At 71.4% G+C, this 16,460-nt stretch carries 12 protein-coding genes; 5 read left to right on the top strand and 7 right to left on the bottom strand.

Annotated features, from left to right (window positions below):
- Window positions 1–4 precede the first annotated feature (4 nt).
- From OG568_RS38895 to OG568_RS38870, 6 genes are all read right to left on the bottom strand, one after another.
- Window positions 5–1,474: a cytochrome P450 gene (locus OG568_RS38895; protein ID WP_329534918.1), complete on the bottom strand. Its 1,470-nt coding sequence runs from the start codon at window positions 1,472–1,474 to the stop codon at window positions 5–7.
- 102 nt (window positions 1,475–1,576) lie between these two features.
- Window positions 1,577–2,197: a GTP-binding protein gene (locus OG568_RS38890; RefSeq protein ID WP_266415996.1), complete on the bottom strand. Its 621-nt coding sequence runs from the start codon at window positions 2,195–2,197 to the stop codon at window positions 1,577–1,579.
- Complete coding sequence (locus OG568_RS38885) at window positions 2,178–2,603, bottom strand: DUF742 domain-containing protein (protein ID WP_266415993.1); 426 nt, start codon at window positions 2,601–2,603, stop codon at window positions 2,178–2,180. Before OG568_RS38885 ends, OG568_RS38890 begins: the two co-directional genes overlap by 20 nt.
- Window positions 2,600–3,007 (bottom strand): roadblock/LC7 domain-containing protein, encoded by a 408-nt coding sequence (locus OG568_RS38880; protein ID WP_266415991.1) that lies wholly within the window; start codon window positions 3,005–3,007, stop codon window positions 2,600–2,602. The genes OG568_RS38885 and OG568_RS38880 overlap by 4 nt, the downstream gene beginning before the upstream one ends.
- Window positions 3,004–4,590, bottom strand: a complete 1,587-nt coding sequence (locus OG568_RS38875; protein ID WP_329534917.1) for an ATP-binding protein — start codon at window positions 4,588–4,590, stop codon at window positions 3,004–3,006. The genes OG568_RS38880 and OG568_RS38875 overlap by 4 nt, the downstream gene beginning before the upstream one ends.
- A 291-nt stretch (window positions 4,591–4,881) precedes the next feature.
- Window positions 4,882–5,508 carry a TetR/AcrR family transcriptional regulator gene (locus OG568_RS38870; RefSeq protein ID WP_329534916.1) on the bottom strand — a complete coding sequence of 209 codons (627 nt, stop codon included), beginning with the start codon at window positions 5,506–5,508 and terminating at the stop codon, window positions 4,882–4,884.
- A 204-nt stretch (window positions 5,509–5,712) separates the two neighbouring features.
- On the opposite strand from OG568_RS38870, the gene OG568_RS38865 reads away from it, so the two are divergent.
- From OG568_RS38865 to OG568_RS38845, 5 genes are all read left to right on the top strand, one after another.
- On the top strand, window positions 5,713–6,537 hold the full coding sequence (locus OG568_RS38865) for an urea amidolyase associated protein UAAP1 (protein WP_329534915.1): 825 nt from the start codon (window positions 5,713–5,715) through the stop codon (window positions 6,535–6,537).
- A complete protein-coding gene (locus OG568_RS38860) occupies window positions 6,534–7,139 on the top strand; it encodes an urea amidolyase associated protein UAAP2 (RefSeq protein WP_266581290.1) in 606 nt (201 codons plus the stop codon). Before OG568_RS38865 ends, OG568_RS38860 begins: the two co-directional genes overlap by 4 nt.
- On the top strand, window positions 7,136–10,663 hold the full coding sequence (locus OG568_RS38855; protein ID WP_329534914.1) for a 5-oxoprolinase/urea amidolyase family protein: 3,528 nt from the start codon (window positions 7,136–7,138) through the stop codon (window positions 10,661–10,663). The genes OG568_RS38860 and OG568_RS38855 overlap by 4 nt, the downstream gene beginning before the upstream one ends.
- A gap of 93 nt (window positions 10,664–10,756) precedes the next feature.
- Window positions 10,757–12,418: an allophanate hydrolase gene (gene atzF, locus OG568_RS38850; protein WP_329534913.1), complete on the top strand. Its 1,662-nt coding sequence runs from the start codon at window positions 10,757–10,759 to the stop codon at window positions 12,416–12,418.
- A 171-nt stretch (window positions 12,419–12,589) separates the two neighbouring features.
- Window positions 12,590–13,516, top strand: a complete 927-nt coding sequence (locus tag OG568_RS38845; RefSeq protein ID WP_329534912.1) for a hypothetical protein — start codon at window positions 12,590–12,592, stop codon at window positions 13,514–13,516.
- 62 nt (window positions 13,517–13,578) lie between these two features.
- On the opposite strand, the gene OG568_RS38840 is transcribed toward OG568_RS38845, so the two are convergent.
- Entirely contained in the window at window positions 13,579–16,440 is a 2,862-nt protein-coding gene (locus OG568_RS38840; RefSeq protein WP_329534911.1) for a DEAD/DEAH box helicase, read from the bottom strand.
- Between the last annotated feature and the right edge of the window lie 20 nt (window positions 16,441–16,460).

Genomic DNA, 16,460 nt, shown 5'->3' with positions numbered 1-16,460 from the left:
GGGCTCAGTAGCCCCGCCACCAGCGCAGGAAGCGCTGCCAGGCGCCGAGGCGGCGTACGGGTTCCGGTGTCGGCGGCACGGCGGGAGACGGCAGCGGCTGCGGGCCGGGCGCCGCCGTCGGCTCGTCCGTCGTGACCCGCAGGCTCGGCAGCTGCCGCGGGATGGGGTTGATGGAGGGCACTTCCTCGACGTCCTGCGGCGCCTGCGGCCGGAAGTACACCGGCAGCTCCACCAGGTGCCGTGAGGACATCGACGAGCGCCAGCGCAACTCGTCCTCGTCGCCTTCGAGTTCGACGTCGGGCAGCCGGATGAGCAGCGCCTCGACGCCGACGTCCGCGATGGCGCGGCCGATGTCCTGGCCCGGGCACTCGTGGGGCCCGCCGCCGAAGGCGAGGTGGGCGCGGTTGCCCATCATGTCGGCGCTGAGGTCGGGACGTACCCTGGGGTCGATGTTGCCCGGCGCGATCCCCAGGATCAGGCCGTCTCCCTGACGGATCTGCCGGCCGCCCAACTCCGTGTCCTGCTTGGCGAAGTAGCCGAGGACGGCGCTGAACGGCGGTTCGTCCCACAGGGACTGCTCGACCGCCTGGGGCACCGTCATCTGGCCGCCGTTCAGCCGGGCACGGAAGCGGGGGTCGATGAGCACCACGCGCAGCACGTTGGCGAGAAGGTTCGCCGTGGCCTCGTAGGCGGCGAGCAGTACGAGGCGCAGATGCTGGGACACCTCGTCGTCGGTGAGCCCGGCCGGGTGGTTGATCAGGACGCTGGTGAAGTCCGCGGTGGTCTGGGCCCGGCGCCGGGCGGTGTGCCGGATCAGGATGTTCATGACGTGCTCGTTGCTGGAGATCGCGGTCTCGGTGCCCCTGAGCAGGTCGCGGGTGGCCTGCACCAGCCGGTCGTCGTACTCGTCGGGCATGCCGAGGATCTCGCACAGCACGGCCATCGGAAGGTGCTCGGCGAACTGACTGACCAGGTCGGCCCGGCCCTTCTCGCAGAACCGGTTGACGAGCAGCTGGGTCGCCCGGTTGATGTGCCGCCGGATCGTGCGGTGGTTGATGGTCGACATGGCGCCCATGACCGCGCCGCGCAGCCGCAGGTGTTCGTCGCCCTCGGCGTGGGAACAGATGGGCTGCCAGGCGATGTGCGGCGCGAGGGGGTGGTCGGGGCCGGCCGTGCCGTCCTTGACCGCGTTCCACACCCTGCTGTCCCGGGTGAAGTGCGTGGGGGTGCTCACCAGGTGCATGTTCTCGGCATGGCCGAGCACCACCCAGATCGGCACGTCGTTGTGGAGCAGGACGGGGGCGACCGCACCGTGCTCCTCGCGGAGTCTCTCGTACAGGTCTCCCAGCGCGTCCGCCTCGGTGCCGTACAGCCGGTGCAGTCCGCCGGGACCGGGGCCGTGAGCGGGGCAGCCGGGCGGCGGGGCGGGCGTACGGTCGTCCGTACCGGCCGGGGAGTGGGATTCAGACGTCACGGTGATCGCTCCGAAACTGAGGTGGATCCGATGTCTTGGGGGTGTCCGGGGTCACGGGGGTGGTCGGGTGTCCTGGGAGGAGAGTCGAGGTCACCGCAAGCGTCAGGTGCGCGCCTGGTCCATCGTGAGCGAGTACAGGAAGTGCATCAGTGTCATCAGGACGTCCCGGCTGGAGGCCCGGCGGCGCGCGTCGCACTGCACGATCGGGATCTCCTCGGACAGGTCGAGCGCGGTGCGCAGGTCCTCGATCGGATAGCTGGGCGCGTCCGGGAAGGTGTTCATGGCGACGACGAACGGCACACCGCGCTCCTCCAGACGGCCGATCACCTCGAAGCTGACTTCCAGCCGACGGGTGTCGATCAGCACGACCGCGCCGAGCGCGCCCTCGAAGAGTCCGTTCCACAGGAACCAGAAGCGCTCCTGGCCGGGGGTGCCGAAGAGGTAGAGCACCAGCTGCTCCGTGATGCTGATGCGGCCGAAGTCCATGGCGACGGTGGTCGCGGTCTTGGTCTCCGAGCCGTAGTTGTCGTCGATGCCGATGCCGGCCTGCGTCATGGTCTCCTCGGTGGTCAGCGGTTTGATCTCGCTGACGGCACCCACCATGGTCGTCTTACCGACTCCGAAACCGCCCACGATCACGATCTTCACGGCGGATTTCGCCGTGTGCGGCAGACGGTCCTCGGCGCGCGGGCCGGTGATCGTGTCAGAGCTTTTGAAGTCCATGCATCACCGCTTCGAGGAGGGAACGGTCGGGGAGCGCCGAGCGGACGATCGGGGCGCGTGCCTGTACCAGTCCAGCCGCCAGCAGCTCGGTGAGCAGGACGGTCACCACGCTGAACGGCAGATTGAGGTAGGCCGAGAGCTCGGCCACGGAGAGCGGGGCCTGGCAGAGCCGGAGCAGCACCGACTGCTCCGGCTGGGTGGTGGTCGACGGCGCGTCGGCGCGCGCCACGATCAAGGTGACGAGGTCCAGGTCGGCCCGCTCGCCCTCCCCATCCCCACCGGTGAGCAGGTACAGGCGCCCGGGGTTCTTGGGGTCCTCTTCCTGCTCCTCTTGGGGAGGCCGCTCCTGGGGAGGCTCGGTGAACTCTTGCTTGGGGTGTCGCCGTCGGCGTTGCGGAGGAGTCATACGGTCTGCCCGTTGCGCCGCGGCGGACTGGTCAGATGCGTACCGATCCGGGCGACGAGGTCACGCATGCGGTTGCTCATCAGGCCGGGCTCCGCGACCTGGTTGGCCAGGACCGCGAGATAGGCGTTGGCCCCGGCGGACATCAGGTAGAAGTAGCCTCTGTCGACCTCGATGAGGACCATGTTCATCGTGCCGTCGCTGTGCGGAACCTCGCCGGCGACCGCCGCGGCCAGACTCTGCAGGCCCGCGCAGGCCGCGGCGACGCGGTCGGCGGCGTCCGGGTTGCCGCCGTAGCGTGCGATGCGCAGTCCGTCGGCGGAGAGCACCACGATCTGCTGGATACCCGGTACACCGTCAGCGAGATCCCTGAGCATCCAGTCGAAGTCGTCCCGCTGATGGATCACTTGAGGTCCCCCTCGTCGTCGGCCTCGGCGGCCGGCTGATTCTTCCTGGTGAACGCGTTGGGATCCGGGTCGCGCTTGAGGCCTTCCCAGAACGACTCGACCCACAGGCCCGGTGGAGGCTTCTCCTCCTTCGGGGCGGCGGGCACGGTGTCCCAGGAGGGCGCCGCCGCCGCGGCCGCCGCTTCCTCTGCGGCGACCCGGGCCGCCTCGCGGTAGCGCTCACTGAGCGGGGTCTTGACCCGGCTGCGGCGCTGCGGCAGGCCGCCCGCCGTCCACTCGGTGACCAGGGGGGCGTCGTCGTCCCGGGGCTCGTCGTCCTCGGGGCGGCGGGGTCCGGTGGTCGGACGGCGCTTCTTCGGCTTGCGGTTGGGCCCCTCGACCCCGTCGGTGTCCATGGTCGCGGAGGCGTTCGCGCCGATGCCGTGGGCGAGAGCGGGGGCGGGGTCCTCGGTGAGCATGTTGCTCGGCACCACGACGACCGCGCGGACACCGCCGTACGCGGACTGCCGGAGCGCGATCTTCATGTCGTACATCGCCGAGAGGCGGCCCACGACGGGCATGCCGAGCCGGGGGGCCTCGCCGAGAACCTGGAGGTCGGTGCCGGCCGCGGCCTGCCGGAGGAGTTCCTCCATCTTGCCGCGGGCCTCGTCGCTGAAGCTGGCGCCGGAGTCCTCGATCTCGACGGCGACACCGCTCTGCACCTTGAGGGCGGTCAGGTGCACCTTGCTGGTCGGCGGCGAATAGCGCGTGGCGTTGTCGAGGAGTTCGGCGACGGCGTGGATGACCGGTTCGACGTGGATGCCGTTGACGGCGACGTCGGCGATGGAGTGCAGCTCGATACGGCGGTACTCGAGGATCCGGGACATCGCGCCGCGCATCACGCTGAACAGCGGCACGGGCTGAGGCCAGTTGCGGCCGGGGCGGCCGCCGCCGAGCACCGCGATGGAGTCGGCGAGGCGGCCGATCAGCGCGGTGCCGTGGTCGATGCGCAGCAGGTCGTCGAAGACCTCGGGGTTGCGCCCGTGGTCCTCCTCCATCTCACGGAGTTCCTTGTTCTGCTGGTGGACGATCGCCTGTACACGGCGGGCGATGTTGACGAAGGACCGATGCGAGGAGTCGAGCATCAGCTTCTCGGTGTCCAGCAACTGGAGGAAGGTGCCCAGCAGGTCCCGTTCCACCTCGGAGATCTGGGGCAGGCTGGGGTCGTCGACGCCGAAGCGGAGCGCCACCTGGTCGGGGTTCATGCCGCGGTTCATGCGCCTGATCGCGGCGGGCAGGACTTCCGTGTGGAAGCACACGATGTCCTGTTCGTGGGCGGCGATGCGCTGTTCCAGGTACGCGGTACGGCGGGCCAGTTCGGCGCGTACGTCACGGATGACGCGGCCACGGCGTACGGCTTCGGCGGCGACCGCGATCACCAGCAGCGTCGCGATGCCGCCGCACCAGCCGACGGCGGCCCGGGCCGGGCCCGTCACCAGGGCGACGGCGGCCCCGGTCACGGCGGCCATCAGTATGGCCGGCGGCAACAGCACACGCGCGTAGGGAAGTTCACGGCCACCGGGAGGCGATTGAACACTCACCATGTATGCCCTCTGAGAAAAATCGGCTGGGGTCGGGGGGAGTTCGTGGGGGAAACTGCGTGGTCAAACCGAATCTTCGGAACTTTTGGGAACAAGCGCACGAATACATCTCAACTCGGTGCGCCGCGGGCGAGCTTAGTCCGACCGGATCATCGCTGTGTCATATTCAGCAACCACCTGAAATCGCCCGTACGGCAGGAGTACCCTCGGCCATTTACACGCTCGGAATGCGTTCGCACACGATGAGTAGCGGCGTACGGGCATGCGAAAACCGCACCTCCGCAGGGCGGTACGTCAGATTCCGGCGATCCGCAGCGCCGCGTCGGCGGTTGCTTCGGCGAACGCGGACACGGGCCGCTCAGGGTCGGACCGGTGCACGAGGATCACCCCTTCGATGAGGCCGAACAGCAGATCCGTCCGCAGGTCGAGTTCACTCTTGACGAACGAGCCACCCGTGGCCGTCGCGGCCAGCAGTTGCCGGTAGGTGTCCTTCAACTCGGCCCGTACGGCATGGAAGCCGGCGAACCGCTCGGCGCGCACCTCGGGCAGCAGATACAGCCCGCCCAGGTTGTGCGGGCCCCCGCAGAGCAGCTCGACGTCGGTGCGGCACAGCTCCCACAGCCGGTCCTCGGGCGGGGTCGCGTCGTCGGCCAGGAGCTCCCGGGCGAAGGCCAGTGAGGGCGTGACGGTGGACTCCAGGAGCTCGGCGAGCAGCTCCTCCTTGCCGGAGACATAGTGGTACATCGACGCCTGGCGCATACCGGCCCGCTCGGCGACGGCACGGGTGGTCGTCGCGGCGTACCCCCGCGTGGTGAACAACTCGGCGGCGGCGTCGAGCAGTTCGTCCCGCGGCGACAGGCCGCTGTCCGGCCGCTGCGCAGCCCGAGGCCGTCCGACCCGTCGCCCGCCACCACTTCCCATGCGTTCGATCCTCGCACACGGCTCCGCCCCCGAGGGGCGCGAGGAACCGCGCGCCCAGCCACGGACGACCCGCACCCTCAAGTCCGCGGAGCGACCCGTGAGGGGTCGGTAACCGTCCGGCAACACTCGGGATACGACTCCGACCCTCCCCGCCCCTAATTTCTGTCGAGCGACAGAAATCACCCAGGAGCCGGAGGACTCGCGATGGCGACAGCGACCACATACGGAGCCCGTGCCCACGCCCGGGCACAAGAGGGCTCCCGCACGGAGGCCATGCCCGTCGTCCCGGCGAGCGCCTGGCCCGCGCCCCCCTGCGAGGCGGGCCACCTGGTGTGGGCGGAGACCGTGGCGGCCGGCAACTACACGCACAAGGTGCTGGCCCGCGGCACGGAACTCAGGCTGACCGACCTCAGGGGCGACGCCTGCGCACACCTGCTCCTGTACGCCGCCGACCGCCCCTGGGAGCGCCTGAACGTGGCGGACACGGTCAAGGTCCAGTGGAACGCCTACCTGGGAGAGGGGCAATTGCTCCTCTCCGACCAGGGCCGCGTCCTCGCCTCCCTGGTCGCCGACACCTCCGGCCACCACGACACGCTCTGCGGCACGTCCACCCTCGTACGCAACACCCAGCGCTACGGCGACGGAACCCCGCAGTCCGCCTCCCCCGCGGGCCGCGAGCTCTTCAAGCTGGCCGCCGCCAAGAACGGCCTCGAACCCCGTGACCTGCCGCCCTCGCTCTCCTTCTTCCAGGGCGTGCGGGTCCGCGACGACGGCTCGCTGGACTTCATCGGCTCGGCGGGCCCCGGCGGCAGCGTCACGCTCCGCGCCGAGCAGGACGTGACCGTGCTGATCGCGAACGTGCCGCACCCCGTCGACCCCCGCACGGAGTACGTCAGCACTCCGCTGGAGGTCCTCGCCTGGCGTGCGGCCGCGACCGCGCCGGGCGACCCGCTGTGGGAGGCCACGCCCGAGGGCCGCCGCGCCTTCCTGAACACCGCCGAGTTCCTCGCCGCGAGGGGGATCGCATGAAGACCGTGGTTTTGGCCCGGGCCGCCTGGTCCGCCGTCGTCCGCACCGGTCAGACGCTCACCGTCACCGACCTGCACGGCAACCAGGCCGTCGACTTCCTGGTGTACGACGCCCACGACACGGCCGTCCGTTACAGCGCGCCCGACACGATCCACGCGCAGGGCAACCTCTTCCTCACCACCGGCAGCGTGCTGATGTCCAACGAGCACACCCCGCTGATGACCGTGGTCGCGGACGAGGTCGGCCGGCACGACACGGTCGGCGGCGCCTGCTCCAAGGAGTCGAACACCCTGCGGTACGGCCACCACACCTGGTCCCAGCACGCCTGCGTGGACAACTTCCTCGCGGAGGGCGCCAAGTACGGCCTCGGCAAGCGCGATCTCGTCTCGAACATCAACTGGTACATGAACGTGCCGGTCGAGAAGGACGGCACCCTCGGCATCGTCGACGGCATCTCGGCCCCGGGGCTCACGCTGACCCTGCGCGCCGAGTGCGACGTCCTCGTGCTGGTCTCCAACTGCCCGCAGATCAACAACCCCTGCAACGGCTTCGAGCCGACCGCGGTGGAAATGAGCATCGAGGCGAGCGGGGCGACGGGATGACCTTCGACACCCTGCTGGTCGCCAACCGCGGCGAGATCGCGGTACGGATCATCCGCACCGCCCGCGAACTCGGCCTGCGCACGGTCGCCGTGTACTCCGACGCCGACCGCGGCGCGCCCCACGTCCGGCTCGCCGACGAGGCGGTACGGCTGGGGCCCGCGCCCGCGAAGGAGTCGTATCTCGACGCCGACCTCGTCCTGAAGGCGGCCAAGGACACCGGGGCCGGGGCGATCCACCCCGGGTACGGCTTCCTGTCCGAGGACGCGGCCTTCGCACGGCGCTGCGAGGACGCCGGGATCGTGTTCGTGGGACCGACGCCGGAGCAGCTCGAGCTGTTCGGGGCGAAGCACACGGCGCGGGCCGCGGCGGAGGCGGCCGGGGTGCCGCTGGCGCCCGGCACGGGACTTCTCCCCGGCCTCACGGAGGCTTTGGAGGCGGCCGCCCGCATCGGCTATCCCGTCATGCTGAAGGCCACCGGCGGTGGTGGCGGCATCGGTATGTCGGCATGTCGCTCCGCCGACGAACTGACCGAGGCGTGGGAGCGGGTGCAGCGCGTCGCCGCGGCCTCCTTCTCCTTGGCCGGGGTCTTCCTGGAGCGGCTGGTGGAGCACGCCCGCCATGTCGAGGTGCAGGTCTTCGGCGACGGTCGGGGCCGGGTCGTCACCTTCGGCGACCGCGACTGCTCGCTCCAGCGCCGCAACCAGAAGGTGCTGGAGGAGGCCCCGGCACCGGGCCTGCCGTCCGCCGTCCGCGCTCGACTCGCGTCCTGCGCACGGGACTTGTGCGCCGCTGTCGGATATCGATCAGCGGGAACCGTCGAGTTCGTCTACGACGCCGCCCGCGAGGAGGCGTACTTCCTCGAGGTCAACACCCGCCTCCAGGTGGAACATCCGGTCACCGAGGAGATCTACGGCGTCGACCTCGTCGCCTGGATGCTGCGGCTCGCGCGCGGGGAGTCGGAGGTCGTACAAGAACCGGGGGCACCGCGCGGTCACGCCGTCGAGGCCCGGGTGTACGCCGAGGACCCCTCGCGCGACCACCGGCCGAGCGCGGGTCTGCTGACACGGGTCGAGTTCCCCGGCGGCGTCCGCGTGGACGGCTGGGTGGAGACGGGCACCGAGGTGACCACGTCGTACGACCCGATGCTCGCGAAGGTCATCGCGTACGGCTCGGACCGGGCGCACGCGCTGGAACGCCTCGACGAGGCGCTGGCCAGGACCCGGGTGGACGGCATCGAGACCAACCTGGGGCTGGTGCGGGCCGCACTCGCCGCCCCTTCCTTCCGGCGGGCGACGCACTCGACGGCCACGCTGGCCGAAGTCACCGATCCCACTCAGCGCATCGAGGTCGTCTCCGGCGGGACCCTCACCACGGTCCAGGACTGGCCGGGCCGCACCGGCTACTGGCAGGTGGGCGTGCCCCCCTGCGGCCCGATGGACGACCTCTCCTTCCGGCTCGGCAACCGCGCCCTCGGCAACCACGAGGGGGCACCCGGTCTGGAGTGCACCCTCCAGGGGCCGGCCCTGCGCTTCACCCACACCACGACGGTCTGCGTCACGGGCGCTCCGGCGCCGGTCACCGTGGACGGCACGGCGGTCGCGCAGTGGGAGCCGGTGACGGTACCGGCGGGGGCCCTGCTGGAGGTCGGCGCCCCCACCGAACACGGCCTGCGCACCTATGTGCTGGTCGCGGGCGGAGGCCTCGACGTACCGGCGTTCCTCGGCAGCGCGTCCACCTTCACGCTGGGCCGGTTCGGCGGGCACGGGGGCCGCGCCCTGCGCACGGGCGACGTGCTGCACGGCGGCTCGGCGACGGATCACGGGGCTCCCGTACCGGTCGGCGACCGCCCCGTGTTCTCCGCCGCCTGGCGGGTCGGCGCGCTCGAAGGCCCGCACGCCGCACCGGAGTTCTTCACCGAGGACGACATCCACGACTTCTACGCCGCCGACTGGAAGGTCCACTTCAACTCGGCGCGCACGGGCGTACGCCTGGTCGGTCCGAAGCCCCGCTGGGCGCGCACCGACGGCGGCGAGGCGGGCCTGCACCCGTCCAACATCCACGACACGCCGTACTCGGTCGGCGCCGTCGACTACACCGGCGACATGCCGGTGCTGCTCGGCCCGGACGGCCCCTCGCTCGGCGGCTTCGTCTGCCCGGCGACGGTCGTCAGCACGGAACGCTGGAAGCTCGGCCAGTTGCGCCCCGGCGACACCGTGCGCTTCGCGCCGCTCGCCGACGACGGCTCGCAGCGGCCCGCGATCGTCGACGGCGGGGTGCTCGCGCGGGACGGCGACGTGACGTACCGCCGCAGCGGCGACGACAACCTGCTGGTCGAATTCGGTCCCATGCAACTGGACCTGGCGCTGCGCATGCGCGTCCACGCGCTGATGGAGGCGGTGACCGAGGCCGCGCTCGACGGCGTCACGGACCTGACGCCCGGCATCCGCTCCCTGCAGATCCAGACGGACCCCGGCAGGCTTCCACAGCGCGAACTCCTCACCGCGGTACGGGACATAACCCGCACCCTCCCGCCGAGCGACCAACTGGTCGTCCCCTCCCGCACGGTGCACCTCCCCCTCTCCTGGGACGACCCGGCGACCCGTGAGGCGATCGCCCGCTACATGGCGGGCGTCCGCGACGACGCGCCCTGGTGCCCGTGGAACATCGAGTTCATCCGCCGCGTGAACGGCCTGGACTCGGTGGACGACGTGTACCGCACGGTGTTCGAAGCGGAGTACCTCGTCCTGGGCCTGGGCGACGTCTACCTGGGCGCGCCGGTGGCCACCCCGCTGGACCCGCGCCATCGCCTGGTCACCACCAAGTACAACCCGGCACGCACCTGGACCGCCGAGAACTCGGTCGGCATCGGCGGCGCCTACCTCTGCGTCTACGGCATGGAGGGCCCGGGCGGCTACCAGTTCGTCGGCCGTACGACCCAGGTGTGGTCGGGATGGCAGCAGCGCGGGGCGTTCGAGCCGGGCTCGCCCTGGCTGCTGCGCTTCTTCGACCGCATCAAGTGGTACCCCGTCGAGCCCGACGAACTCCTCGACCTGCGCGCCGACATCATCTCCGGCCGTTTCGTGCCCCGGATCGAGGAGGGCGTCTTCTCGCTCGCCGAGTACGAGGCCCTCCTCGCCGCCGACTCCGCGTCCATCGCCGAGTTCCGGGCCAGGCAGGGCGCCGCGTTCTCCGCCGAGCGGGACGACTGGGAGGCGGCGGGCGAGTTCGACCGCGCGGACGCCGCCTCGGCGCCCGCGGCGCCCGCCGCCGAGGTGACCGTCCCCGCGGGCGGCCGTCTGATCGAGGCCGAGTTCGCGGCTTCCGTATGGCAGCTGAACGTCAAGCCGGGCGACCGGGTGACGGCCGGCCAGCCCCTGCTGGCGTTGGAGGCGATGAAGATGGAGTCCAGGGTGCCCGCCCCGATGGACGGAGTGGTCCACCAGGTCCTCACCAAGCCGGGCGCCCAGGTGGAAGCGGGCACGGCACTGGTGGTCCTGACATCCGCGGGTCCAACGGTGCCGTAAAACGCCCAGTGGTGTGTGGCAGGCGTTCCGCGGGCCGGAACGGGTGGGCACACACCACCCACCGGCCCGCGCCCGAAGAACCAGGAGCAACCCATGTCCGTCCTGACCCGAGTCCAGTCGGCCTACGCCCGCATCGAAACCGTCGACCGCCCCGAGATCTGGATCGACCTCCGCCCCCTGGCAGAGGTCGAGAAGGAAGCCCAGGCCATCGACGCCCGCCTCGCCGCGGGCGAACACCTCCCCCTCGCCGGCAAGCTCCTCGCCGCGAAGGGCAACATCGACGTGGCGGGCCTGAGGACCACCGCCGGCTGCCCTGCCTACGCGTACACCCCGGAGGGCGACGCCCCCGCGGTCGCCCGCCTGCGCGCGGCCGGCGCCCTCGTCCTCGGCACCACGAACCTCGACCAGTTCGCCACCGGCCTGGTCGGCACCCGCTCCCCGTACGGCGCCGTACGGGGAGCCCTGGATCCGGCCAGAATCAGCGGCGGCTCCAGCTCGGGATCGGCCGTGGCCGTGGCCCTCGGCATCGTCGACCTGGCGCTCGGCACCGACACGGCCGGCTCCGGACGCGTCCCCGCCGCCTTCAACGGCATCGTCGGCCTCAAGCCCACCCGCGGTCTGGTCCCGGCCACCGGTGTCGTCCCGGCCTGCGCCTCGCTCGACTGCGTGACCGTGTTCGCCCGTACGCTCCCGGAGGCCGAACAGGCCCTCGCGTACATGGCGTCCCCCTCCGGACGCGAACTCCCCGCACTCCCCCAGCGAACCCCCGGCCCCTGGCGCGTCGCCGTCCCCCCGACGGCACAGCTCGGCGAACTCGACGAGGGCTGGGCACAGGCGTACGAGGCCGCCGTGGACCAGCTCGTCGCGGCCGGGGCCGAGGTACGCACGCTCGACCTCACCCCGTTCACGGAGGCGGCGGCGATGCTCTACGAGGGCGCGTTCGTCGCCGAGCGCTACACGGCCGTGGGTGGTTTTGTCGACAAGTTGATCACTGAGGGGGGTGCGGGGCTCGACCCGACCGTCGCCGGGATCATCACCCGCGCCCGGGACATCCCGGCCCACCGGCTCTTCGCCGACCAGGACCGGCTGGCCGCCCTGCGCGCCCGGGCCCTCGCCGAACTCGGGGACGCGGACGCCCTGTTGCTGCCGACCGCGCCCGGCCACCCCACCCTCGCGGAGGTCGCCGCCGACCCGCTCGGTACCAACGCCCGGCTGGGCCGCTTCACCAACTCGACGAACCTCTTCGACCTGGCGGCGGTCGCCGTCCCGGCCGGTCTCACGCCCGCCGCTCTGCCCTTCGGCGTGATGCTGATCGGCCCGGCGTTCACCGACGAACGCCTCGCCCGGATCGCCGCGCTGCTCCAGCCGCGGCTGCGGATCGCGGTGGTCGGCGCCCACCTGTCCGGCCAGCCGCTGAACCCCCAACTCCTCGCCCTGGGCGCGGAGCGGGAGCGTACGACCACGACGGCCTCCGCCTACCGTCTGCACGCACTGTCCACCACCCCGCCCAAGCCGGGCCTGGTCCATGTCGGCGAGGGCGGCGGGGCCGGCATCGAGGCGGAGGTGTGGCGACTGCCCGCGGCGGGCCTCGGCCGGCTGCTCGCCGACCTGCCCCGGCCGATGGCACTGGGCCGGGTCGAACTGGCCGACGGCACCCACGTTCCGGGCTTCCTGTGCGAGCCCGCCGCGCTCGAAGGCGCCGAGGACATCACGGAGTACGGCGGCTGGCGCGGCTACCTCCGGGCACGCGCCTGACCTCACGGCCGTGGTCGGGCCGGAAAGCCGACGAGTCACGATGCGGCAACAAGCATCGCGAAAACGGACGCGGGCCGAACGTGCCCCGGGGCCGGGGCGTCACAGGCGTGGCACGAGCTTCGCGCCGCACCACTCGCCTTCCGTTCGTCAGCGCCGGCCCTCGGGGGACCCATGCAGTCCAAGACCGCCCGCATCGCCCGTCTGCTCGTCACCCTCGCCCTCCTGAGCGCCGGAGCCGGTGCCGTCACGGGGTGCGGCAGTGAAAGGGCCGCCGGCAGCGGGGTGGAAGCCCCCGGCACCGGTCAGGAACCGCGGGCGGAGAGCCGCGCCCGACAGGTCGCCGACGCCTGGGACGGGTCCGCGGCCGCTCGGCAGTGGCGCCGGGGCTACCACCCGATGGCGGACGCGGTCCAGCTACCCGCGGGCGGCCTGCGCGACAAAGCCGACCAGCGGGCCTTCACCACCCAGAACTTCGTGCTGCGCGGCGCACTTCCGGCCCTCCCGCGCAAGGACGGGGAGGTGAGGTGGAAGAGCGGGGCCTCCCTCACCCTGCCACTCATGGAGGCGCGCGAGGCGTACGAGAGGGTGGCGCGCGGCGGGAACGACGGCCCGCACCTGACCGTGACCGGGGCGAAGCCGGGCGAGATGACCCTGGCCACCAGCCGGGGCCCGGCGACCGTTCCGGCCTGGCTGTTCACCCTGGAGGGCTACGACACTCCGCTCAAGCGCGCCGCCGTCGGCCCCTCGAAGCTCCCCGAGTCACCGATCGGGCCGATCCGGGATGTCGCCGCCCACACACTGACCCCCCTCGACCGACTCGCCGGGGTGACCGGAGACGGCCGGTCCGTCACGGTCCTGGCCGACCACGGGTCCTGCGACTCCGGACCCGCCGTGCACGTACTGGAAACCCGGACCAGTGTCGTGCTGTCCGCGTCCGTCCTCGGAGCACGGAAGGGTCCCTGCACCGGTGAGATGATCCGCGCGAGGGTGACGGTGAAGCTGACACGCCCGCTCGGCGACCGAATACTCCTGGACGCCCACACCGGCCGCCCTGTGCCTCATGAGGGGCCGCACGAGGCCTCACCGAGCTGGAGCTGAGAAAGCGCGCTGCCCCCGGCCAGGAGGCAGCGCGCCACGAACGACCGGGCCACCGGCTCGGCTCAGCCCACCGACGAGTAGGCGACCACCCCGCGCAGCAAGCCGTCGACCGCCTTGCGCGCGTTCTTGGCGACCGTCGAGCCCTCGCCGCCGGAGACGGGCGCGGCGGCCGAGATCTGGCCCAGGACGTCGATGACCTGCTTGCACCAGCGGACGAAGTCACCGGCGGGCATCTCCGCCTCGCGCAACACCTCGTCGAGGCCCTTGCCGGAGGCCCACTCGTAGGCGGCCCAGGCGAAGCCGAGGTCCGGCTCACGCTGACCGACGCCCTCGGACTGGGTGATCCGGAAGTCCTCCTCCAGCGCGTCGAGGCGGCCCCAGATGCGGACCATCTCACCGAGCGCGGCCTTGGCCTTGCCGGACGGCAGCTTCGGCGCCATCGCGTCGTCGCCGACCCGCGACTCGTACACCAACGCCGAGACGCAGGCGGCGAGTTCGGCCGGGCTGAGGCCGTCCCAGACCCCGGCGCGCAGGCATTCGCTGGCCAGCAGGTCGAGCTCGCCGTACAGCCGGGCGAGCCGTCTGCCGTGCTCGGTGGCCTCGTCGCCGCGCAGGTAGTCCAGCTCGGTGAGGAGGGCGACGATCCGGTCGAAGGTGCGGGCGATGGTGTTCGTCCGGCCCTCGATGCGGTTCTCCAGCTGCTTGGTGTCACGCAGCAGCCGGTGGTAGCGCTCGGCCCAACGGGCGTGGTCCTCGCGGTCGTTGCACCCGTGGCAGGGGTGGGCGCGGATCGCGGTGCGCAGCCGGGCGATCTCACGGTCGTCGGCCGCCTCGGAGCGCCGCTTGCGCAGCCGGTCGGGGACGATGTGCCCGGCCTTGGTGCGCAGCGCGGACGCGAGGTCGCGACGGGACTGCGGCGAGCGCGGGTTGAAGGACTTCGGGATGCGCATCCGCTCCAGCGCCTCGACCGGCACCGGGAAGTCCATCGAGGCCAGCCGCTTCACCTGGCGCTCAGCCGTGAGGACCAGCGGACGCGGTCCGTCGCTGTGCTCGAAGCCGCGGTGGCCGTTGGACCGGCCCGCGGGCAGCCCCGGGTCGAGGACCAGCGCCAGGCCCGCGAACTTGCCGGTCGGGACATGGATGATGTCACCCGGCTTGAGCTTCTCCAGCGCGACGGCCGCCTCGGCACGCCGCTGCGCCGCACCCTGCTTGGCCAGCTCCGTCTCGCGGTCCTTGAGCTCGCGACGCAGCCGCGCGTACCCCTCGAAGTCCCCGAGGTGGCAGGTCATGGACTCCTTGTAGCCCTCGAGCCCCTCCTCGTTGCGCTGCACCTGCCGGGAGATCCCGACGACCGACTTGTCCGCCTGGAACTGCGCGAAGGACGTCTCGAGGAGTTCGCGCGAGCGGTGCCGGCCGAACTGCTCGACCAGGTTCACGGCCATGTTGTACGACGGCTTGAAGCTGGAGCGCAGCGGGTAGGTGCGGGTGCCCGCGAGTCCCGCCAGGTGGTCGGGGCTGAAGCCGCGCTGCCACAGCACGACGGCGTGACCCTCGACATCGATGCCGCGGCGCCCGGCCCGGCCCGTGAGCTGGGTGTACTCGCCGGGTGTGATGTCGGCGTGCTGCTCGCCGTTCCACTTGACGAGCTTCTCCAGCACCACCGAGCGGGCGGGCATGTTGATACCCAGCGCCAGCGTCTCGGTCGCGAACACCGCCTTCACCAGGCCGCGTACGAAGAGTTCCTCGACGACTTCCTTGAACGTGGGCAGCATGCCCGCGTGGTGGGCCGCGATGCCGCGCTCCAGGCCCTCCAGCCACTCGTAGTAGCCCAGGACGTGCAGGTCCTCGGAGGGGATCGAGGCGGTGCGCTCCTCGACGATCTCACGGACCTTCGCGCGTGCCTCCTCGTCATTCAGCCTGAGGCCCGCGTACAGGCACTGCTGGACGGCGGCCTCGCAGGCGGCGCGGCTGAAGATGAACGTGATCGCGGGCAGCAGGCCCTCGGCGTCGAGCCGTTCGATGACCTCGGGCCGGCCCGGCGTCCAGATCCGCGAGCGCTGCCGGCGCTCGCGCTCACGGTCGGCCTCCCGCATGGCACGGCCGCGTCTGCGGTCCTGGAACGAGGGACGGCTGGCCTCCATCCGGGCCAGGCGGGTGAGGTCGGGGTTGACCGCCTTCTTGTTGCCCTCACCCTCCTCGAAGAGGTCGTACATCCGGCGCCCGGCCAGCACGTGCTGGAACAGCGGCACGGGCCGGTGCTCGGAGACGATCACCTCGGTGTCGCCGCGCACGGTGTCCAGCCAGTCGCCGAACTCCTCCGCGTTCGACACGGTCGCCGAGAGTGACACCAGGGTCACCGACTCCGGGAGGTGGATGATCACTTCCTCCCAGACGGCGCCGCGGAAGCGGTCGGAGAGGTAGTGCACCTCGTCCATGACCACATAGCCGAGGCCGAGAAGGGTCTGGGAGCCCGCGTACAGCATGTTGCGCAGCACCTCGGTGGTCATGACGACCACCGGGGCATCGGAGTTGACGCTGTTGTCGCCGGTGAGCAGGCCGACCTTGTCCGCGCCGTAACGGCGGCACAGATCGGCGTACTTCTGGTTCGAGAGCGCCTTGATCGGCGTGGTGTAGAAGCACTTCTTGCCCTGCTGGAGGGCGAGGTGGACGGCGAACTCGCCGACGACCGTCTTGCCCGAGCCGGTGGGCGCGGCCACAAGCACACCCTTGCCCGCTTCGAGCGCCTGGCAGGCCTCGATCTGGTAGGGGTCGAGGCCGAAGTCGTACATCTCGCGGAAGGAGGCGAGCGCGGTGGCCTGCTCGACAGCGCGCTTCCGTGCTGCCGCATACCGCTCGGCCGGTGAGAGGTCCTCTGTCATCGTGCTTTCGAGACTACCGGCAGCCGCTGACAACATGACGATCAATATCCGGATCCGCTTATCTG

Source organism: Streptomyces sp. NBC_01450, assembly GCF_036227505.1.
Taxonomy (GTDB): Bacteria; Actinomycetota; Actinomycetes; order Streptomycetales; family Streptomycetaceae; genus Streptomyces.
This window is presented reverse-complemented; position numbering and strand designations above follow the sequence as displayed.